This is a genomic window from Lacipirellula limnantheis, assembly GCF_007746075.1.
In the GTDB taxonomy this organism is placed as follows: Bacteria; Planctomycetota; Planctomycetia; order Pirellulales; family Lacipirellulaceae; genus Lacipirellula; species Lacipirellula limnantheis.
Map to the genome: position 1 here is coordinate 5474906 of NZ_CP036339.1, position 20763 is coordinate 5495668.

Sequence of the window (20763 nt, forward strand, 5' to 3'; positions counted from 1 at the left end):
CCTTTGCGTCGAGAACGACTATTTTTCGACGAATTGGAGCGTACCAGCCCGCCGATCGCGCCAGGGCAGCACTGCAACCGCTAGAAAAGCAGGGTGAGGAACGTCGTTTGCTCCCCCCTGTCCCCGCCTCGCACAAAAACGCCCTGCCCAGTTCGCGGCCGGAGGCCGCATAAGGAGAGCGCTGACGATGAGCTGTAACTTCAACCTTCGCACCCTTCGCCAATCGTGCCCCGCGCTGGCACTGGCGGCGTCTTTGCTGGCTGGCGAGTCGGCCGTCGCCCAGGCGCCTGCCGGCACGGTGGAACCGGTGCATCGCGTGGCTAACGCCGCCGCAGGGCAAACGCAGCAGCCGACCCAAGTGGCCGCGCGGATCGCTCCCCCGACGGGGGCTGCGGCCGCCGCCGTCGCGGCTTCGGAATCTCCGTTCGACCTGACTCAGCGTGCAGGCGAGCATCCGCTGATGCCGGCGCTGCGCCTTGCCGAACAGCAGGTCAAGCAGATCGACGCGAACATTCAGGACTACTCGGCGATCCTCTACAAACAAGAGCGGATCGACGGCGAACTGCAGGAGCAGGAAGTCGCGTTCGTGAAAGTACGGCATCAGCCGTTTAGCGTGCACATGTTCTTCCTCGCGCCGCACAAGGGTCGCGAGTGCCTCTACGTCGCCGGACCCAATGGCGAGAAGAGCGAATTGCATGCGCGCGATTCGGGCTTCCGCAAGAAGCTCGGCGTCTTCAAGCTCGATCCCGACGGGCGTTTGGCCATGGCGGGGCAGAAATACCCGATCACCAAGCTCGGCATCCGCAACCTGACGACCGAGTTGGTGGCCGTCGCCTCGAATGACGTCAACTACGGCGAATGCGAAGTCCGCACGCTGCAGACGACCATCGGCGCCGGGGGCGACAAGCGGCCGGTCACGGTGATCGAAGTCGTCCACCCGACGCCGCGAAAGAACTTCCGCTTCCACAAGGCGCAGGTCTTTATCGACAACCAGCTGGGCGTGCCGATTCGCTACGCCGCGTACCTGTGGCCGCAGAACCCAGGCGACGAGCCGCCACTGGAGGAAGCTTACACCTATATGAACCTGAAGGTGAACAACGGCTTCACCGATGCGGACTTCAATCCGGAGAACCCCGAGCTGTTCAAGAACTAGCTCGCGGTCCGACGGGTTCAATTCATCACGGGCGACGCGTTTTCTGGGTGACCAGGGAATTCGTCGCCCGTTTTCGTGCGCGAATGGCGCGTGACGACGAAGGGACGGACGCATCTTCTCTGTCTGCCATCTAAGCAGACGAATCGCGATCGGGAGGATCCAACGCGGTAGTGTTTTCAAGCGGCCCTATCCGTCCGCGTAGAGACGATGTGAGTCATATATTCCGCTGAACGGTGCGCGGCGAGCGCGTCGGCAACGATGCTGCGATAAACGGGGCGACACCGGTCGCAGAGCGTGCGGGTTCCGAACAGCGTCGGGGTGCTGGCTGTAGGCGACGACGCGCCGCAGAGGTGGCATGATGGTGCGTTCATGCCTCGACCTTAGCAGATCGGGAGGCCGGCGCGAGGATGGCCAAATTGGCCATCTTGACAAGGCCTTCAGCCGGATGAGGGAAACAGCCGCCGATTCGCCGGAGATGCAGTTGCCCTCTCGGCAGGCATCTCTCGCGGCGCACCACCCTCCGGCGGAGAAGCTTATTCAACTGCGATCTAGCAAATTCACTTAACACAGAAAACACGGAGGACACAGAGAAGACGACATGCAGGAAACTTCCGGCCTCTTCTCTATCCTCTCTGTGTCCTCTGTGTTTAAGTCTTTATTGGCCAACCATTTCCAGAATGGTGGCAAATGAATGAACTGCTGAGCCAGGGGCTACTGAGGAATCAATTTTCGAAGCCGAGGTCCTCGTCATCCGAAGTCATACTCCGCTCGGCATCCCGACGGCCGAAGAGCCGGAAGAGCGCGGGGTGCACGAAAAAGTCTAACAGCGTCGAGCTGATTAGGCCGCCGAGAATTACGGTGGCGACGGGATAGAGGATTTCCTTGCCTGGTTCCCCCGCGGCCAGGACCAGCGGGATCAGCGCGATGCCAGCGGTAAGGGCGGTCATCAGCATCGGCGCCAGCCGCTCCTTGCCGGCGCGCTCGATCATCTCCAGCGAGAAGCTTTCCCCTTCGTGTCGCACCAGATGGAGATAGTGGGCGATGAGCAAGATGCCGTTGCGCGAGGCGATGCCGGCCAGCGAGATGAAGCCGACCATGCTCGCCACCGTCAGCGACTGGCCGGTCACCACCAGCGCCGTCACCGCGCCGATCGCGGCCATGGGGAGCGCGGCAAGCACCTGCAGCGCGAGGTTCACCGAGCGGAACAGCGTGTAGAGGGCTAAGAACATGCAGGCCAGCGACGCGAGGCTCAGAAGTCCGATCATGCGAGTGGCTTGTTGCTGGCTTTCGAATTGACCGCTGTACTCGACGAAGTAACCAGTGGGAAGCGACGACTGGATGGGCGCCAGTCGCTGTTGGATGTCGCCGACGATGCTGGCCAGATCGCGCCCCGTGGTATTGCAGGAGACGACGATGCGGCGGCGAACGTTTTCGCGATTGATCGTGTTGGGTCCGCTGGCTTGAATCACGTCGGCGACGGCGCTCAGCGGCAAGCCGCCGCCTGTCGGGAGGTTGATGCGCAAGCGTTTGAGGTATTCCACGTTCTCGCGGAATTCTTCGTCGAGCCGAACCACGAGATCAAAGTTGCGCTGGCCGCGGAGGACTTCCGACACCTTGCGGCCGTTCATCGCCGTCTCGATGAACTCGTTGACGTCGTCCACGGCCAGACCGTTGCGGGCGAGCTCGTCGCGGCGGATCTGAATCTGCAGTTGCGGAATCTCTACCTGTTGCTCGACTTGCAAGTCGGTCACGCCGGGGACGTCGGCAATGGCGTTTTTCATCGCGGTCGCCGTCCGACGGAGCGTCGCCAGGTCGTCGCCGTAAAGTTTGATCGCCACCTGGGCCTGCACGCCGGAAAGCATGTGCGAAATTAGGTGCTGCAGCGGCTGCTCGGCGGAAACGACGGTCCCCGGCACGTCGCCTAGCTGGCGGCGGACGTCGTCGAGAATTTTTTCGCGGGTGCGGCCCGAATCAGGATCGATCGAGACGATGATTTCGGAAACGTTGACGCCCATCGCGTGCTCGTCGAGTTCGGCGCGGCCCGTGCGGCGCGCGACGGTCACGACGCCGGCGACTTGCATGAGCCGCTCGTCGGCCATGCGTCCGATGCGATCGGAGGCTTCGAGGGACGTCCCCGGCGGCACCATGACGTTGACTTGGACCGTTCCTTCATCGAACGGGGGCAGGAAGTCGCGACCCATGCGCGAAACGGCGACGCCGCTGACGCCGACGGCCGCCAGCACGGCGATCAGAATCGGCCAGGGATGGCGGACGCTGAAGCGGATGACGCTGCCGCCGATTCGCTTGAGAATGCGGAGCAGCAGCCCATCCTTCTCCTCGGCCATGAACTTGGCGTTGGGGAGGAGCCAGTAAGAGAGGACCGGAGTCACGGTAAGCGAGACGACAAGCGAGGCGATGATCGAGACGATGTAAGCGACCCCGAGCGGCACGAACAATTTCCCTTCCATGCCGCCAAGTGCGAACAGCGGCACGAACACCAAGACCACCAGGATGGTGCTGAACACGATCGAGTTGCGGACTTCGCTGCTCGCCTGGTAGATCACCTGCAGCGCGGGCTTCTTGACCGCCGCGTGGCGATTCTCGCGGAGGCGGCGAAAAATATTCTCGACGTCGACGATGGCGTCGTCGACCAATTCGCCGACGGCGACGGCCAGTCCTCCGAGCGTCATCGTGTTGATCGACATGCCGAACCATTTGAAGACGAGGCCGGCGGTGACGATCGAGAGCGGGATGGCGGTGAGCGTGATGAACGTGGTGCGAAAGTTGAGCAGGAAGATGAAGAGAATGATGACGACCAAAATGCCCCCGTCGCGCAGGGCCTCGACGACATTGCGAATGCTGAGCTCGATGAACGCCCGTTGTTGGTAGACGTTCGGATCGATGCGCACGTCTTTGGGAAGGGCGCCCTTCATGTCGTCGACCGCGGCGACGATGCGCTCGGTGAGGAGCCGCGTGTCGGCGCCAGGCTGCTTCGTGACCACCAGCAGCACCGCCGGCGAGCCGTTGATCGCGGAGTCGCCGCGCTTGATTTGGGCCCCTTCCACAATGCGGGCAACCTGGCCCAGCAGCACGGGGCGTTCGCGGTCGGCTTTCACGACCACCGATTCGAGGTCTTGGAGATTCTCGACGCGGCCGATGGCGCGGACCAGCAGCTCGTTGTCGCCGACGTCGAGATAACCGCCGGTGGAGTTGTTGTTCGCCCGGCCGAGCGCCGCTTCGACGTCTTGCAACGTCACGCCAAACTTCACCAGCGATTCGGGATTCACCAAGACCTGGAACTGCAAGCGGCCGCCCCCCATCGTCACCACCTGGGCGACGCCCGGGAGCGTGAGCAGGCGCTGCCGCACGACCCAATCGGCGAGGGTGCGAACCTCGGTGGGCGACGTGGCGCCCGACTCGCTGAACATGCCGATGATCATGATCTGACCCATGATCGACGAGACGGGAGCGAGTTGCGGCTTCACCCCTTTGGGCATTCGATCGGCGGCGAGCGCAATCTTCTCGGCAACGATCTGGCGCGCCGTATAGATGTTCGTCCCCCAATCGAATTCAACGTAAACGACGGACAAGCCCACGTCGCTGACGCTGCGAACCGCTTCGACGCCGGTCGCGCCGTTGAGGACCGACTCGAGCGGGAACGAGACGAGCGTTTCGACTTCCTCGGGGGCGAGGCCATGAGCCTCGGTGATGATAGTGACCCGCGGGCGATTCAGGTCGGGGAAGACGTCGATCGGCAGGTTAAACAGCGTGTAGCCCCCGTAGACGAGCACCACCAGCGCGAGCGCGATGGTGACGAAGCGGTACTGCAGCGCGAGGCGGATGATGGCGTTGAGCATGTGATGTGCTGCCGCATGAGAGCCACCGGCGCTGCCGATGGACGAAGTGCGAGTTAAGCCGGCGTTCGGCGCGTCCACCGGCGGAGCCGGTGGCCTTTATGGCTAGTGGGTATGTCCGTGAGGAATTTCTCCGCCGCCGGCTTTATTCTTCAGGTCGAGATTCATCTGGAACGCGCCGCGGCTGGCGATGACGGCCTGGGGTTTAAGCGCGCTATCGGCGGCGATGACCGCCGATTTCTGGTCGCGATACTCGACGTGGACCGGTACGCGATCGAAGTGCGGGCCGTTCTTCTCGAAGACGTAGCTCTCCGAGCCGTCGGTGACGACTGCCTCGGCGGGAACGACCAGACGGCTGGTCCACTTCTCGATCGGCACGCGCAGTTCGACGCGCTGCCCCGGCTTGAACTTCCACTGCAGGAAGCGATGCCCGCCCTCGGTGCGATCAAGCGCGATCTTGTTCGGTAGCGTCAGATAAAAGTGGAACGCACGCGAGTCGCGGTCAACCTGATCGGAGAGGTAGAGGATTTTCAGCCCCTCGATCATCGGTTCGCGGCGGTCGCTGATCAGCAAGTCGGCGGAGACCAGGGCGCCGCTGGCCGCGGCTTCGCGAAGCTGCGCGGCGTCTTGCTCGAAGGCAGTCCCTTCGATGTAGAGATTGCAATGATCGGCCAGCACGCAGAGGGTTTCGCCGGCGTCGACTTGCTGACCGCGTTGGACCGGCAGGCTTTGCACATGGAATAGTTGTTCGTCGCCGCAGTCGCACTTCTCTTCGTGCTTGGGCGCCATGATCGTCAGCGATTGGAGCAGCAAGCGGGTGCTGACAATTTGATCGACCTCCGCCTCGGACAGGCCATGCAGCAGCAGCGCTTGTCGCTGGGCGCGCAGGCGGGCTTCGAGCTTCTGCCGGTCATACTTCTGGTCGCGAAGCCGGCCGCCGGCGACCACGCCTTCAGTGATGGCTTCGAGTCGGGCGATTTCGCGATTCACCACGTCAAGTTCTTCGATTGTCTTGAGGAACTCGCTCTGGGCGGAAACGAGTTCTTCGTGCGTGAGGCGAACGTCGAACAGCGGCTGGCCAGCCGCGACTGTTTCGCCTTCGATGACGTGGACCTTGGTGATGACGCCGCCCAGGGGGGCGGAAACTCGGTACTGAGTCTTGCCGGGCCGTTCGACGACCATGCCGGGAAGCGAAATGCTGCGCTCGAAGTCGCGGAGGACAACGGTAAAGGGCTCGTAGCCAATGTTCTTCAGGGCCTGGGCGCTAAGTTCGAGCGAATTAACATCGTCGTGCCCGTCGTGATCATGAGCGGCGTGGTCATGACCATCGCCTTCGGCGTGGTCGTGGTCGCCGGCGGCGTGCGGCGGTGCGCCGCCGATGGCCGTGGCGAAGTCAGCGGCGGATCGGGCCGATTTGTCGCCGCGCGAGATGACCAGCGGAAGGACCCAGACGGCGGCGCCGATCGCGACGGCGACGAGCGCGACCGCCAGCACCAGCGGCGTGCGGGCCAGAGCGATGCGTTGGGACGTGAAGTTGACTGGCGCGTTATGACGCATGATTCGTTGAGGGCGTTGAGCGTGACGAATCAAGCCCTGCGGGGGCTGTCCGTAACGCTGTAGATGCTGATCAGAAATTGAACAGAATCTGGAAAGATTCACGCGCCGTTGCGGACTTCTATCCGGAGGGGACGCTCAAGACGCGCGGTAGATCGACGCAGCGAAGAATGCGCGCAGCGGGGCGCTCAAATCACCAAGACCTGGTGACGAAGATGAAGGGGTATCCCTTCGAGAATGTGGCGACTGCCGCGGTCATGCGTCCGAAGTTGCCAAGATCCGATCGCGAAGAGCTGCGGCGAGTCGGCGATGGTCGCGGTCAGGCCGTCGAGCGGCGACGGATACGCTGGCACGTCGCCCTTGACGAATCGGCAACTCGCTTCGCCGCACTCGTCAGGCGAGTGGCGATGATCGGTCGGGCCAGCAGGCGCGTCGCCGTGATCGTGATCGTGGTCCGCATGAACGTGACTGCCACAGACGACGGGCAGGTATTGGACCTCGTCGCTGCCGGCCACGACCTCGACATGCTGATGATGCCAGCAGCAGCCGACCACTGCGTGCAACAGTAGCGTAGCGGCGGCAACGATGGCAGGAAATCGACGCATCAGCGAAGTCACGGCGTAAGTGTGAGACGCGCGGCTCATCGGATTCATCGGACGAATCCCGACGGGCACTGCATCCTACCTTTTGACTCATCGGAAAATTCGCCGCCAGCGGTGCGGTTCGGCGGCCCCAGTATTCTATCCTACCGCCGCCGGACGGCTATGTACTGGGTCGCCCACACGCAATCCGCGTGGAAACGGGCTCCGGCGGTGGCGCGCGGCCTAGGCCACAGGCGTTTGGCCGCGGGTGGCAAGCTGTGCGGGCTGCGGCGGGGAATCTCAATCTGCCGAGCGAAACGGTTCGATCACTTAGTCCGTATCGGCAAACCTTGAGTCAACCGCTTGCGGCAGCGTGCACGTCGCGCCGCACCCTTTTCCGCCGAGCAAGGACGCTCCTCGATGCGGGCCAGTGAACTGCAAACTTCTCGAATCCCGCTGCTGGCGCGGTTGGCGGCGCTGTTCGCCGGCTGCGTGACGGCAGGCATGCTGTTCGCTCCGAGCGGCGTAGTCGTCAGCCTCGAGCGCCGTTCGGGGGTCAATGCGGTCTCCACGCCATGGCGAGTGGCGGCGCTACCCGCCGGCGGAGCCGAGGGCTGCCGTGGGGGCGATGTTGATCCAGCGATCAACGAGCCGAGCGCCTATCAGGTGCGGCTCAAGGAAGAGGTGCAGCAACTCCTGGCGCAAGGGGGCTGTCCCGGGTGGATGGCGCTGGCGAGCGAGACCGACATCGTTTCGGCCGGGCAGCGCGACGCGGCGGTGATGCAAGACGAAGAAGTGACGCCAACCGCCGGCGCCGAAGTCATCGCGCCGGTGGTCCGCTATCCCAAGCCGGTCGGCGTCGAGACTAGTGCAGGGCCAGTGCTGCGGCTCGTGCAACTCCCGCCGGTCGGTGATGAGTTGATCAGCGAGCAAGAGGACCTGCTGCACACGTCGCCGGAGATTCAAGGGGCGAAAGAGCAGCCGGCCACGCCGCCGCCGAACGCACCTGCGGCAAAACCAGCAACAGAGCCTGGGGCATCGCCCAATCAGTCGGCCGAACCCAAACCAACGGCGGCGCCGGCCGTTGCCGCACCCGTTGAAAGGAAGCCGGCCGCCGCGGTTCCGCCAGCGGAAGATTTGCTCAAAGGCGTCGACGACTTGTTGACGCCCGAGGTGCCGCCGACAGGACCATCAAGTCCGCCGGCGACACTACCGCAACGAAAGACGCCAAATCCGGCGGCCGATTTGCTCGATGATCGTGATGACCTGCTCGCGCCGAAAGCCACGCCGCGCGCTGTTCCGCCCGCAGCGACGTTGCCGCCTGCAACAACGCCGCAGGTCGTGGCGCCGCCAGCGACGCTGCCGTCGCCATTTGTGCCGCCGCCGGCGGGGATGCCGCCGATGCATGGTGCACCGAGTGGCGCTGCTGCCGGACCGAGTGGCGGTCAGGCAAATGGCGCAACTTCGGGCGCCGCGGGCGGAGTTGGCTCGACAGCCGGCGCAGCCGCGGCGAAGACGGCGGATAAGCGACCGCCGGGCGAGCAGTCGCGCTGCACGTTCGTGGCGGAGTCGCTCTATCCGTCGGCGAAGACGTGCCGCGTCTGCCACGAAAAGATCTACGAAGAGTGGAGCATCTCGAGCCACGCCTATGCGGCCATGTCGCCGATGTTCCACAAGTTCGAGCAGAAAATCAACGACCTCACCCAAGGAACGATCGGTTACTTCTGCTACCGTTGCCACTCGCCCGTGGGGACGACGCTGGGCATCTCGCGCGCGGCGCCGATGTACGACCTGCCGCCGGTGGCGCGCGAGGGGGTCACTTGCATCGCCTGCCATCGCATTCGCGAATGGTACGGCAAGACCAACGGCGAACGCCGCATCGAGCCGGGCGACGTCTACGCCCCAATGTACGGTCCGTTCGGCGGCGACGGCGTCGCACAAGTCGTCGACGAGAAGGCGAATTTCAAAGTCAAAACGTCGCCGGACGAGACGGGGCCGGGGCAACCGATGCACGCGGCCGCGTTCTCGTTCCCGCAGCTGTCGCACGCGTCGTTCTGTACTTCATGCCACCAGGTAGCCGTGTACCCCGGCATCAAGCTGGAGGTGGTATGGGAGCAGTACCGCGCGTCGCCCGCGTGCAAGAAGGGTATTTCCTGCCAAGACTGCCACATGGGGCGGATCCCCGGCGTGCCGAGCGGCTACGAGTATGGCGCCGCGGCGGAGATCAACAAGAAGACCGTCAACAACGACCGAAAACATTCCAACCACATCTTCTATGGGCCGGGCTACTCGATTGCTCATCCGGGCGTCTTCCCTTTCAACCCGAAAGCCGACCGGTGGTCGATGAAGGACTGGCTGCTGTTCGATTGGCGAGCGGGATGGGGAACGGACGAGTTCGAGGATGCCGTGGAGGATGGCGCCGTCGTCGTGCAATTCCCCGAGGCGTGGAAGGAGTCGGACGACCGTTACGACGCCCGCGACGTCATCGAGGAGAACCTCAAGAAGAAGCGTCTGAAGAACGAACTTCGGGCTCAGGTGATGGAGAACGGCTCGCGCATCAACGGCCCGTTCTTCACGAAGCCGCGAGTGCGGGGGCAGGATCTGGAGTTCAACTACATCGTCACCAACACGAACGAGGGGCACAACCTGCCGACCGGTTCGCTCGGCGCGCAGCCGCAGCTGTGGGCGAACGTCGCGCTCATCAACCCGCGCGGGCAGCGAGTGTGGGAGAGCGGCTACCTCGATCGCTTCGGCGATCTCGCCGACATCCATTCGGAAGACGTCCGCCACAAGCGGATCGCGTACGACTGGCAGTTGTTCAACTTGCAAACCATGTTTCTGATCACCGGGGTCAAGGGAACTGACCGCGAGTTCTTCCTGCCCATCAACATCGACGTCGATCCGCTGCCGTTTATCCGACCGGCGGCCCAGCCGATCTCCGTGCTCAACCATCCGCCGTTCATCCGGATGGAAGCTCGTTCGCTGGCGCCATGCGGATCGCGCACCGTGCCGTACAAAGTCCCTGGCGAACTGCTGTGCGAGCCTGGCCGCTACCGGCTGAGTTTCCGCATGCGTAACCGGACCGAGCCCATGTATTTCATGCGATTCTGCGATTCGACGGTGGAGATGGAACGCGCGATGATGGAAGGGACGCTCGATTTTCATCAGTCGAGCGTGGAGTTTGATGTGGAGTGAGTGAATAAGTAGGTGCTTAGGTGAGTAAGTATTTAGGTGAGTAAGTAACGAGTAGTCCGCGACGCCCGGCCGAATGACTTGCCCGCAATGCACTGATCGAACGATGAAGACGCCGCGGCGGTGGTGCGCGCTGGCGGTTGCGATCGCGTTGACCCTCAGCGTCATGGCCGTGGGGCTGGAAAGCGTCCAAGCCCAGTCGGCGTTCGACGATCTGTTCGCGCCCCCCGGCCAAGCGCCGACGCTTGAACCCTTGCCGCCCCACAGCCCTCTCGAAATCGCCCATTTAGCCGCGGGAGATGCCCCGCGCAGCGGGGCGAGTTCGTTCGGCAATTCACTTTCGCCCGGCGGGGCCAGCGCGGTGCAAGCACCGCGGCTAGATGGGTTCGGCGCAGGTGCAGCGGCGATTGAGTGGCCCACCCTTGGCGCCGGCCAGATGATTGGGCCCGTTGGCGTCGATGATCTTGGCGGCGGCGCGCCTGGTTGCGCAGCGCCTACCGGTGCGCAAGCTGTGTTCGGCCCGCCGATGACCGGCAAGTTGCTCGCTCCGCCGCCGGTTATTCCAGGCTTCATGCGGTCGCTTGGCCGCTACGGACCGGTCCCCGCCGCCACGCCCGGCGTGCAGTCGTCGCACTCGATGATCTGGGACTCGATGCCGCCACCCGCGCCGCCCACCGGCGCCGTCGCACCGCCGATTCCCCAGGTTCACGATCCTTGCAGCGACGAGGCGCCGTTCACGTCAATCGACTTCGCCCCCGACCCGCAGCTCGACTCGTATTGCTGGGACGGGCAGACGGAGCTCGGCGTCTACGGCGGCAAGCATCTCAACCGCACGCAGTACCCGTGGATCGAGGGATTCACGCCCCTCTACGCCAACGGCCCGTGGCCGCCGTCATTCACCTTCATGGGTCCCACGAATCTGGTACGGCCGAAACTCTACCTCTATGGCGACTTCCGCACCGCCGTGGCGAACAACAACAACGCTGGCAACTCGCAAGGGATCTGGGCGAACCGGCTGAACCTTGACCTCGACTTCCCGATCACCGCTACGGAGCGGTTCCACATGTTTTTCGGCCCGCTCGACCAGGGGCAGAATTTTACGAGCGTCGTCGTCGACGAAAGCCAGATGGAGGTCGAAGACAACTTCGACGGCTGGGACCAGAACACCGACACGATGTATTTTGAAGGCGACCTCGGCTATCTGATCGGCGGTGCCCAGGGAACTGATCCGCCGTTCGATCTACCGTTCACCGCCGGCCTCATTCCCATGGTGCTGCAGAACGGCATCTGGCTCGAGGACGCCTTCCTCGGCGCCGCGGCGACGATTCCCGCGAAGAACTCGCCGGGGCTCGACATCTCGAACTTCGACACGACGTTCTTTGCCGGTTTCAAAGAGCTGACGACCGACGCCTTCAGCGTCGACTCGGACGACGCCCAGTTCGTCGGCGTGACGACGTTCATCGAACGCCGCGGCGGTTATTTCGAAATTGGCGGCGCCTACGTCGACGATCCTGCCAACCTAGGGCTCGATTACTTCAACCTCGGCGCCTCGTACACGCGGCGGTACGCGAACCTGTTGTCGAACTCCGTTCGCGTGATCGCCAACACGGGGCAGGACGTGCCGCAGGATCAACGGACTGCCGACGGCGTCCTGCTGCTCATGGAAAACAGCTTCCTGACGCCGTTGCCGTACAATGTCATTCCTTACGCCAATTTCTTCGCCGGCTTCGATCGCCCGCAACCGCTCGGGCGGCTGCAAGGCCCGCTGAAGAATACCGGCATCAACTTTGAAAGCGATCTGCTGACCGGTTACCCGTTTCTTGATGACTCGGGCAACGACACCTACGGCGGCGCGTTCGGCGTCGACTTGCTCGGCGGGCAGTTCGATCGGCAGTTCATTGTCGAGACGGCCGTCCTGCAAGCGTTTGGCGATCCGGTCGGCCGGATTGCTCCCGGAGATCAATACGCGCTGGGCGCTCGTTACCAGGTGCGGCTGGGGAACTCGTGGATTCTGCGCGCCGATGCGATGCACGGTTGGCTGGAGAACACGAACGACATCGACGGCGCCCGCATCGAGCTGCGGCATAAGTTCTAACAGCCGCGGGTCAACGACCCGCCGGAGCGGTGATAAGGAAATGTCGAATGGGGAATGAGGAATGGGGAAAGGGAACGCTCCTCCCCATTCCCCATTCAACATTCCCCATTTGTGCCCCGCTCCGGCGGCTCATTGAGCCGCGGCTACTTGTGGTACCGATGGCACTGCGTGCAGCTGTCGCCGGCGGCGGCAGCGGTGTGGCACGCGGCGCACGCAGCTTTCGACATCGGCGCGAAGCCTGACTTAAATCGATGCGGATCGCGCTCGGCATAGCTCGCCATGAAATCGGCGCCGACGGAGAACTGGTGGCAGCTCGCACAGTCGCCTGTACGTGGCTGGACGATGTGCGGCGCATGATTGAACCGCGTGAACCCGCGCGGCTCGCGCGCCACGTCGAGCGGTTCCCATTGGATGACGTAACGCCCGTCGATGCGATCGAGGCTGTGGCAGCTACCGCACTGGCCGGGGGCGGTCGGCTTCATCGCCTGCTGGAGCAGCGGCTCGATCAGTTTGGCATGCGGACCGCTAGCGCCCTCGGCCAGCACATCGAGCCACGCGCGAAGCCACGGATCGGCGTGACCGCTCGGTCGATAACGAAGTGCTAGCGAGTTCTGGTCGAACTTCCAGCTGCCAGGCGATGGCGACTCGTTCTCATCACCAGCGGCGGCATTGTTCGGCGTCGCGCTGCCCGTGGCGCCGAACCACTCGTCGCGAAGAGCTTTCATTCCCTGCGTCGACAAACGTCCCGACAAGCTGGCTAGTTCCTCCGCCGTCGGTTCTCGCCCTAGCAATGTCTTGAGCCTCGCCGCGATCGCCGGCTCGCCCTGGTCGGCCAGCTCGTTGACGATCGCTCGCAGCGACTCAGCCGCCTGCGCTGCCGCGCGAAGTTGGGTGGCGTCCTCGATATCGACGTCGTACAGATCGAAGTCAGCGCCCAGCACGCCGAGGGCCGCCGCGCCGTCAGCATCAGCCTGCATGAGCAACTTGGCGAAGAGCGACGGCGCCCCTTCAAAGTCGCCGGTCGCCGCTGCGGGCCAGGGCGTGAGCCGGATATCATGATCGGCGAGCGGCTCGACGTCGAGCGTCGGCAGCGAGAGGAACATGACGCCATCGGCAAAGCTCGCGGCGATCGACTTGTCATGGCAGGCGGCACAGCTGTCGGCGAAGCTCGCCGTGAGTTGTCGCTGTCCCGTCGGGTCGGCCTGGTGGCACGCAGCGCAGGCGAAGTCCCGCTTCTCTTCCGGGAAATGTTTCAACTGATGAGCGGCATGATCGAACGCGATCCGCGTCCGCCGCAAGTGAGGCCAACCGCCGAACTCGGGGTGCCCGTCGGCGAAGCTCTCGAACTCCTGCCGATGGCACGCCTGGCAAGCGACGTTGCTCACCGCGGCGAGGTCGTGCATCCGCCCCTGGTGCTCGCGATGACATGCCGCGCAGGCAATCGGCTCGCCCGCGTTGCGCCGGCGTTCACCCCAGCGAGTCGGGGCGTCCCCGCCCCCGGCGCCCTCTCCAGCGCCTACTCGTTCTCTTCGCGCCGTCGTCAATTCCTCCAACGAAGCCAACTGAACGCCATGCGCCGAGAGCGCCAACTCTTGCCCGATCGCGTCGCGATGACACTCCAGGCAGAGCAGCGATTGCGTCGGCGACAGCTCCGCGCCGCCGAATGAACGCTCCCACCATGTCCCCACCGCGGCAAGCCCAGCCGCATGACACTGCGCGCAGCGCTGCGTGGCGTTCTTCCCTTTCAAGAGCTGGGCGTGATGCGCCGAAAGCGGCCCCGGGGTGAGAAACTCGTTTCGCCACGAACCGCTCAGCGCCATCACCAGCGCGCCGAGTGCCGCAACCGCAATACCGATAACAAACCTCCCGCGCCGCACGCGCAGCGAACGGACCGGCGTGCAGCGATAGAGGGTGCAGCACTCGCCGTCGGGCGACGGCCCTTCATCGCACGGGCCGCCGCGCAACGTGGAGCGGTTGCAGTGCCAACGGTCGCCGTCGCGCACCGGATGGCACGCCGCCGCGGCAGGACAACTGCCACGCGAAGTCGGTCCCGCCGGGCACGGGGCGCCGTTGGCGGCGAGGCCGCAGGTCCACGCTTGTTGCGGACGTTCGTATTGGTCGGTCGTCGCCGGCTCGCGCGGTTCTCTCACGGCAGACCTCCGTCGAAGAGGTGCGCCGTCCAGGCATGGAGCCCCGCCGCTAGCAGCAGGGGGTAGGTGAGTGCGATGTGGACGAACAGCCACGCCTTCAATCGCCACTGCAACGACTCGGAGTAATCGAGGTCATCGCGCTCGCGCAGCAGCGCGAAGAGCTGCTCTGCCGTCTTCCGCTCGTCGTCGGAGAGGTATCGAGTCGTTTCGGTCAGCTCGGAAAGCAGCGACTTCCGCAGTTCGCTGGTCGGCCAGAGACGAAAACTCCAGCCGCGACGAGTCGAGAAGTAGTCGTGCAGCCGGGCGTTGTAGAACTCGCCGAGCGTCGTCGCGCCGGCCGTACGGACGGCCGAGAGAATGGCGCCCTGAGCGCGCTGCTGAATGCGGTGACGCTCGGCGCTGATCTGCTCATAAATGACTTCGCTGCCGAGTCGGCTGAGTCGGCGCGGGAGCGAGCGGGTCCAGTAGAGCCCGACTGCACCGCTGGCAAACGTCGCCAGATAGACGAATGAAAGCGTTGTTTCTAGGATGCCGTTTGGCCACCGCCACGGGGCGTGGATGGCGTAGAGGCCCGCCGAGCCGAGACCGATGTAGATATGCGCTTGCAGCCAGGTCGCCGCCGAACCGAACGGGGCCGCGGGGAGTTTTTTGCGGAGTTGGAACGCGGCAAGAACGACAATCGCCGACAGCAGCAGCCAGCCGGTGAAGTAGCTGGACGACTGGAGCCTGTTCTCCATGCGCTCAGCCCATAGCCGCACGCCGACGAGCGTCGTCAGCGTGACGGCGACGCCAATCCATCGGCGGCGAGCGAAGAAAGTCATAGCGTTGATGGGTGGAAGCGCCAGCAAACCTGGGTGAAGTCGCGCACCGTCATTCTGCGCGAAGCGAAGGATTTAGAATCGCACTCGAGCCGCCAGATTCTTCGCTCCGCTCAGAATGAGAGCATGCAAACGCGACGTCAGAGCCCCGCTAGCGTAGCGATTTCGCTGCCAGCGGCGAAGGCGAATGCGGGGCCCAAGCGCCAAGCTCAGCGTGTCACGAAAGCAGCGAGTTCGCCCAGGTTGCCTAAGTCCAATCGGACGAGGGCATCGTGCGGGCAGGCTCGCTGGCACGCCGGACCGCCCGGCAGGCCGCTGCAAAGATCGCACTTCGTCGCCTTGGCAATTGGCTGTTGCGTGGCGGCATCAAGGAGCAACGCGCCGCTGCCGTCGCGGACTTCGACCATCTGAATGTTGTCGTAGGGGCAACTGTTCGCGCAAGTGCTGCAGCCGATGCAGGTGCGATCGTTGATCTGCACGACGCCGCTCACGCCGTCGCGGCCGATGGCGCCCGTGGGGCAGCCGATCATGCAGACGGGGTCGACGCAGTGCATGCACGCCTGAGCGATCATCAGCGGGCCATGGCGATGCCCCTGGCGAACGAAGCGCGGGTTGTTGTCGTGCGTTGCGGCGCAGGCGCGAACGCAATCGTCGCAGCGCGTGCAGCGATCGAGATTGATTGCCATCGCCTCCTGGCCGTTGAGGAGCCGATGATCGACCAGGAACTCCAAGAGGCTCTGATCGAGGCCGAATGATTCGTCGGCGCCATTGCTAGGCAGCTCGCTAACCGGAACGGCGTACGTCGATTGCCGCTTCACCGCCGCAGCCAGCGTCTCCGGCGTCACCGACGGGAAGACCGCCTCCTCTAGGACGCCCTGCGGAATCCGCAGGACGTCGACGTATCCGACAGCGCGCAACGAGTCGTTCCAATTCGTCGGCAAGCCGCTGCCAGCCGCCGCGACCGCCTCGGCCAGTCCGAACGACTCCCCTCGTCCAAGATACGCCGCTGTGCGATGACCATTGCCGTAGCGACGGCTCTGCCGGGCAAAGCCCGAACGAATGAGGATCAGGCCATCGGCAGGGGTCCCTTCTTCCGCGATGAGCGGTTCGTCGACGATCGCATCGCCAGGACGACGCTTCACCGTGGTCGCGTACGATTCATTCCAATCGAAGCTGCCGTGGCTCTCAAACCGCGTCGCCGCGGCGACGAGCGCCAATAAGTCCGCGGGCAAGTCGGCCAGCAGCGGCGTCTCGCGCAAGTGGACGAGCAAGCTGTTCTGACGGTAGAGCCTTTCGACGTGCTGTCGCAGCGCGTCGGTCCGCCGCATGAGGTCGCGCAAGCCTTGCCAACGGATCTCCAGCAGCGTCGCTTCCTTCTCGGCGAAGACCGTTGCCGTCCGCGGGCTGCGCGTCAGAGCGGCGAGCTCACCGAACATCTCGCCTGGTTCCAGGACGACCGTGTCCGTCGCTTCGAGCACGCGCGGCACGTCTTGGAGGAAGATGTGCGGGTGATCCGGATCGCCGCGTTCCGCCGTGACGTTATCGGAGACGACTGGCGGCTTGGCATCATGGCGAACCTCCGCGACCCGCGAGCGTGTCAGCGACTGCACCATCGCCGCGAGCCAGCCAATTCGCTTCTGTTCCTTGCGACCCAAGACTTCAGGCGAAAGTCCAGCCAGCACCACCCGGACGCGGCCGCTGAGAATGAAGAACGCACTGCTGCCGTAGTCGCCCTCACGGACGATGATGTCGCCGGGAGCGTAGTGTTGCAAACGGGCGTCGTTCCGCAGGATCTCTCGAAGGGGCAGCGACGCCGGGAAGGTCGCCGCATCGATCGCAGCGAACGGTTCGACCGAGAGCAGGCGATCGACCTCGTCGTCGCGCAGCGGTTCGCCGAACGGAACGTCCCACCGCTGCGGTCGAGTGACGGCGATTTCCATGGGTTTCCAGCTACTTGTATTGCGCCGGCGTCGGCAGAAGCGGATCGATTGCCGTCAACCTCGCCCCATCGGCGGTGGCGGCGAATTCGTACGCCTGCCGTCCGATTTCGTTCGCAGCCGCCAGTAGGGCCTCGCGGTTATTGAGTTTGAGGCGTGCTCCGAGCGCCGCATTAAGCGCCGCGGCGACGTGCGGATTGTTCACCAACTGCGAAATCTCGTACAGGCGTCTTTTCTGCCTCGCCGCCCGCTGCGCGGCGTTGACGCCGAAGTTCGCCTTCTCGCTGGCAGCTGCAGTCGCCCGCAGACTCGCCTCAAGATCGGCCAGCACGCCGACGATGTACATGACGCGCAGGCGTTCCCGGCTCGAGGGGGCGTTCGTCGTCCCGCCCGTGCGAAGAAAATTGTGCCGCACTTTGCCCTGCGACCAGGCGACCAGTTCAAACTCCGGCGTCCCCGCGGCGTGGCCGCCGACGTTGACCAGTCGTTCGTTCGGCGACGTGTGGCACGCCAAGCATTGCCGGGCGACGAGATACAAGTTCGCCGGGTTGTTCATCCCCGCGGCGATGCTTTTCTCGATGCGCGCCGTGCGATGTTCGGGCGACTCCAGCGCTTTCGTCACGGTCGGCCCGCCGTAGTCGGCGTGCATCTCGATCCAATCGCGACCCGCGCCGTGGCACGACTCGCACGAGACGCCGGCAATGACGCGATCGCGTCCTTGATCTTCCTGAATCGTGAAGTGGCACTTGGTGCACTCATCGTTCCGCTTGACGCTGCGTAATCCGAGCCGGTCGGCAATCGCCTTCGCTTCCGGCATCCGGTGCAGCGTCTCGAACGTGGCAAAGTGGGGCGTCTCGCGCCAGGAGAGTATTTCGTTCTCGTGGCACTTCGTGCAGGAGTCGGGGCCCAGCACCTTCGCCGGATCGCACTGAACGAATCCGACGGCAGCAGCCGAGAGTGGCTCGCTGGAACGATTGGGGGCGGCAGACGGCGCAGCAGCGTTGGCTTCCTGAGCTAATGCTAGGACCAAGAGCGATGCGATTTTTGGTGGCCAACAGGTCATCGATCACATGGGTGCGGTGCGTCAGAATCCCACGCTTTGGAAGTTTAGGTTACAAGTCACGGCAGAATTTCGCGGCAAACAAGCCGTTTGACGAACTACAGGCTTGCGGGCCCGCGTCATTCTGAGCGCAGCGGTGAATCTAGAAGCTCAAGCGAACCGCCAGATTCTTCGCTCCTCTCAGCATTAAATGTTGGATTTGAAAATAGTAGACATTCTGCATTTTCGAATAAGCAAAATGCCCTCTGTTAGTTCTCCTTCTCTTATAAACTTCGCCCTCCATAAAGGTATTGGAGTTACAGCCCACGACAGGTCACAGTGTTCAGGCGATGAGCGACTTTTCTTCTGACTCCCGTGCCGGATGCGAGGACCGGGCCCAACTCCAACGAGGGGCTTCGCTGGTTGAGCTGTTGGTGGTGCTGTTCATCATTGGGCTAATGATGGGCCTGCTGCTGCCGGCACTGCAGGGGGCGCGCAATCGGGTCCAAGCCACCGAGTGCGAAAACAATGTGCGGCAACTGGCGCTGGGGCTGGCGCAATATATTGATGCCAAGGAAATGCTGCCCGCGCCGGGACAGTGGACGGTGGCTGTACTGCCCTATATCGAGCAGCGTCTGCTAGCGGATGCGATGAAGAATCACGCCGATGCTGGCGGGAAATATCCTCGCCCGCCGTTGATGAAGTGCCCCATGCAGAACGATTATGAAAGTCGGCTGCGGACGATCGGATATTGCCACTACTCGCTAGTGGTCGACCGTTTGCCGAACGGGCTGGTCGAGCGAGGTTGGGTGATCCAGGATCGGCCCTGCCTAGAAGAAAGGAGCGAGCCACCGTGGTATGTGGGGCCAGAGATTCGCTACTCGGAGCAGGAGGAGCTGTTTTCAAACCTGGAGGGACCGCACCAGGCGGGGCAGTATATGACGAGCAATGGGCCACAGCCGCAGTGAGCGGCAACGTCTTTCAATGACATCCATTTATGTCCGTATCGCACTACGCCTCGACGACTACGTCGCCCACCGGTCGGGCGATGCAGGCCAGGCATTCGCCGTCGATGAGTTCCACGCCGGGCCGCTTGACGTGCGCCACGCGCCCCGCGGCGATCATCACGCGGCACTGACCGCAGTTGCCGGCGCGGCAGCCCCATTCGAGGCGGACCCCCCCCTGCTCCGCTAAGTCGAGCAGCGAGCCCTCCGTCCCCTGCCAGCGGAGCGAGCGCTCCGAGCGGGCGAAGTCGACGTTGCAAGGCTCCGTCGCCGCGGCGTCGCTGAGGCCGCGAACCGTCGCCGGCCCGAACGCTTCGTAATTGATGTGCTGCGGCGGGACGCCCCACTCAAGCAGCGCCGGCACAAGCGACTCCATCATCGCCGGCGGGCCGCAGAGGTAGTAGCGAAAGTTGTTTGAAGGCAGCACTTGCCGCAGCCGATCGACGTTGACGTGTCCCCACTGGGCGTAGTCGACTTCAGGACGGTCAGTCTCGCGGGGTTGCGAATACGTCACATCGAGCCGCAGGTTACCGCCAGTCGCCGCGAGTTCTTCCAACTTTGATTTGAACGGATGTTCGCTGCCGTTGCGGAAGCCGGTAAACGCGTAAATGGCCCGTCGATCGCCGCGATGGACAAGCGCCGCGGCCATGCTGAGAATCGGCGTCACGCCGATGCCGCCGCCGATCAGCACGACGGGCAGGTTGTCGGTGGGATCGAGAAAAAACGAACCTTGCGGGGCTTCGATTTCCAGCCGGCTGCCGACGCGCACTTCGCGGTGGAAGTAGTTGCTGCCGCTGAGCGTCGCGTGGGACGCGTGTGGATGCTGGTTGCTGGATGCTGGCTGCCCGTTGTTCGAGGCGCCGCCTTCGTCCGCGGGGCGCGATCGCTTGACGGTGATGCGGAAGTAATCGTCGCGGGGCCGGTCGGAGAGCGAGTAGCAGCGCACCAGCGGGCGCATGCGGTCGGCGGTCGGCAGGTGGAACGTCAGATACTGCCCCGGTTCAAAGCGCGGCAGGACGCGACCATCTTCCGGGACGAGGTAGTACGACCGGCAATCGGCCGCCTCGTCAACCACGGCAGAAACGAGGAACGGCCGGACGCCGACCCACGCCTTCAGTCGCGGCTGGCTCGCCCGGGCCCAGTGGAGCGCCGCCTCCAGCTGGTTCGCAAAGGCCGCTCGCTCAAGTTCGGTCCGCTCGAGTTGCTCTTGCTCGCGGCGCAGCAGGCCTCGCACGCCGCGCACAGCGCGAATTCCCGCGGTCCCGAGCAGCGCGGCCCCGGAGAGTAGGCCCAACGAAGCAGGTTCGAGCATGTAGAGCGCATCGGGACATTCGGGTCGAAACTCACGCCCGCCGGCCGGGAGTTCCGATTGTGCGGGTTGGGAAA

Annotated in this window: 12 protein-coding genes; 4 read left to right on the plus strand and 8 right to left on the minus strand. The window is 64.0% G+C overall.

What is annotated here, in order from left to right; genetic code table 11:
- Positions 1–187: 187 nt before the first annotated feature.
- A complete protein-coding gene (locus tag I41_RS21330) occupies positions 188–1153 on the plus strand; it encodes a DUF1571 domain-containing protein (protein WP_145434931.1) in 966 nt (321 codons plus the stop codon).
- Between the two features lie 722 nt (positions 1154–1875).
- On the opposite strand, the gene I41_RS21335 is transcribed toward I41_RS21330, so the two are convergent.
- The 3 genes from I41_RS21335 to I41_RS21345 form a co-directional block, all read right to left on the minus strand.
- Positions 1876–5010: an efflux RND transporter permease subunit gene (locus I41_RS21335; protein WP_145434932.1), complete on the minus strand. Its 3135-nt coding sequence runs from the start codon at positions 5008–5010 to the stop codon at positions 1876–1878.
- Positions 5011–5112: 102 nt separating this feature from the next.
- On the minus strand, positions 5113–6564 hold the full coding sequence (locus I41_RS21340; RefSeq protein WP_145434933.1) for an efflux RND transporter periplasmic adaptor subunit: 1452 nt from the start codon (positions 6562–6564) through the stop codon (positions 5113–5115).
- A 185-nt stretch (positions 6565–6749) separates the two neighbouring features.
- The gene (locus I41_RS21345; RefSeq protein ID WP_145434934.1) at positions 6750–7205 is read right to left on the minus strand and encodes a hypothetical protein; all 456 of its coding nucleotides are present in this window, start codon (positions 7203–7205) and stop codon (positions 6750–6752) included.
- A gap of 357 nt (positions 7206–7562) precedes the next feature.
- On the opposite strand from I41_RS21345, the gene I41_RS27815 reads away from it, so the two are divergent.
- Positions 7563–10337: a multiheme c-type cytochrome gene (locus tag I41_RS27815; protein ID WP_210421027.1), complete on the plus strand. Its 2775-nt coding sequence runs from the start codon at positions 7563–7565 to the stop codon at positions 10335–10337.
- A gap of 103 nt (positions 10338–10440) precedes the next feature.
- Complete coding sequence (locus I41_RS21355) at positions 10441–12429, plus strand: hypothetical protein (RefSeq protein WP_145434935.1); 1989 nt, start codon at positions 10441–10443, stop codon at positions 12427–12429.
- 143 nt (positions 12430–12572) lie between these two features.
- On the opposite strand, the gene I41_RS21360 is transcribed toward I41_RS21355, so the two are convergent.
- From I41_RS21360 to I41_RS21375, 4 genes are all read right to left on the minus strand, one after another.
- On the minus strand, positions 12573–14579 hold the full coding sequence (locus I41_RS21360; RefSeq protein ID WP_145434936.1) for a cytochrome c3 family protein: 2007 nt from the start codon (positions 14577–14579) through the stop codon (positions 12573–12575).
- On the minus strand, positions 14576–15400 hold the full coding sequence (locus I41_RS21365) for a hypothetical protein (protein ID WP_145434937.1): 825 nt from the start codon (positions 15398–15400) through the stop codon (positions 14576–14578). Before I41_RS21365 ends, I41_RS21360 begins: the two co-directional genes overlap by 4 nt.
- A gap of 206 nt (positions 15401–15606) precedes the next feature.
- Positions 15607–17337 (minus strand): cyclic nucleotide-binding domain-containing protein, encoded by a 1731-nt coding sequence (locus I41_RS21370; RefSeq protein WP_145434938.1) that lies wholly within the window; start codon positions 17335–17337, stop codon positions 15607–15609.
- A gap of 10 nt (positions 17338–17347) precedes the next feature.
- On the minus strand, positions 17348–18397 hold the full coding sequence (locus I41_RS21375; protein WP_145434939.1) for a cytochrome c family protein: 1050 nt from the start codon (positions 18395–18397) through the stop codon (positions 17348–17350).
- Between the two features lie 326 nt (positions 18398–18723).
- Between I41_RS21375 and I41_RS21380 the strand changes: the two genes are divergently transcribed.
- Positions 18724–19341, plus strand: a complete 618-nt coding sequence (locus tag I41_RS21380; protein WP_145434940.1) for a type II secretion system protein — start codon at positions 18724–18726, stop codon at positions 19339–19341.
- A gap of 43 nt (positions 19342–19384) precedes the next feature.
- Here I41_RS21380 and I41_RS27495 read toward each other — a convergent pair whose 3' ends face one another.
- Entirely contained in the window at positions 19385–20689 is a 1305-nt protein-coding gene (locus I41_RS27495; protein WP_168207076.1) for a 2Fe-2S iron-sulfur cluster-binding protein, read from the minus strand.
- Positions 20690–20763 lie beyond the last annotated feature (74 nt).

Coding starts and splice junctions, on each gene's coding strand:
- I41_RS21330 (WP_145434931.1), top strand. CDS start 188: ATGAGCTGTAACTTCAACCTTCGCACCCTTCGCCAATCGTGCCCCGCG.
- I41_RS21335 (WP_145434932.1), bottom strand. CDS start 5,010: ATGCTCAACGCCATCATCCGCCTCGCGCTGCAGTACCGCTTCGTCACC.
- I41_RS21340 (WP_145434933.1), bottom strand. CDS start 6,564: ATGCGTCATAACGCGCCAGTCAACTTCACGTCCCAACGCATCGCTCTG.
- I41_RS21345 (WP_145434934.1), bottom strand. CDS start 7,205: ATGAGCCGCGCGTCTCACACTTACGCCGTGACTTCGCTGATGCGTCGA.
- I41_RS27815 (WP_210421027.1), top strand. CDS start 7,563: ATGCGGGCCAGTGAACTGCAAACTTCTCGAATCCCGCTGCTGGCGCGG.
- I41_RS21355 (WP_145434935.1), top strand. CDS start 10,441: ATGAAGACGCCGCGGCGGTGGTGCGCGCTGGCGGTTGCGATCGCGTTG.
- I41_RS21365 (WP_145434937.1), bottom strand. CDS start 15,400: ATGACTTTCTTCGCTCGCCGCCGATGGATTGGCGTCGCCGTCACGCTG.
- I41_RS21370 (WP_145434938.1), bottom strand. CDS start 17,337: ATGGAAATCGCCGTCACTCGACCGCAGCGGTGGGACGTTCCGTTCGGC.
- I41_RS21375 (WP_145434939.1), bottom strand. CDS start 18,397: ATGACCTGTTGGCCACCAAAAATCGCATCGCTCTTGGTCCTAGCATTA.
- I41_RS21380 (WP_145434940.1), top strand. CDS start 18,724: ATGAGCGACTTTTCTTCTGACTCCCGTGCCGGATGCGAGGACCGGGCC.
- I41_RS27495 (WP_168207076.1), bottom strand. CDS start 20,689: ATGCTCGAACCTGCTTCGTTGGGCCTACTCTCCGGGGCCGCGCTGCTC.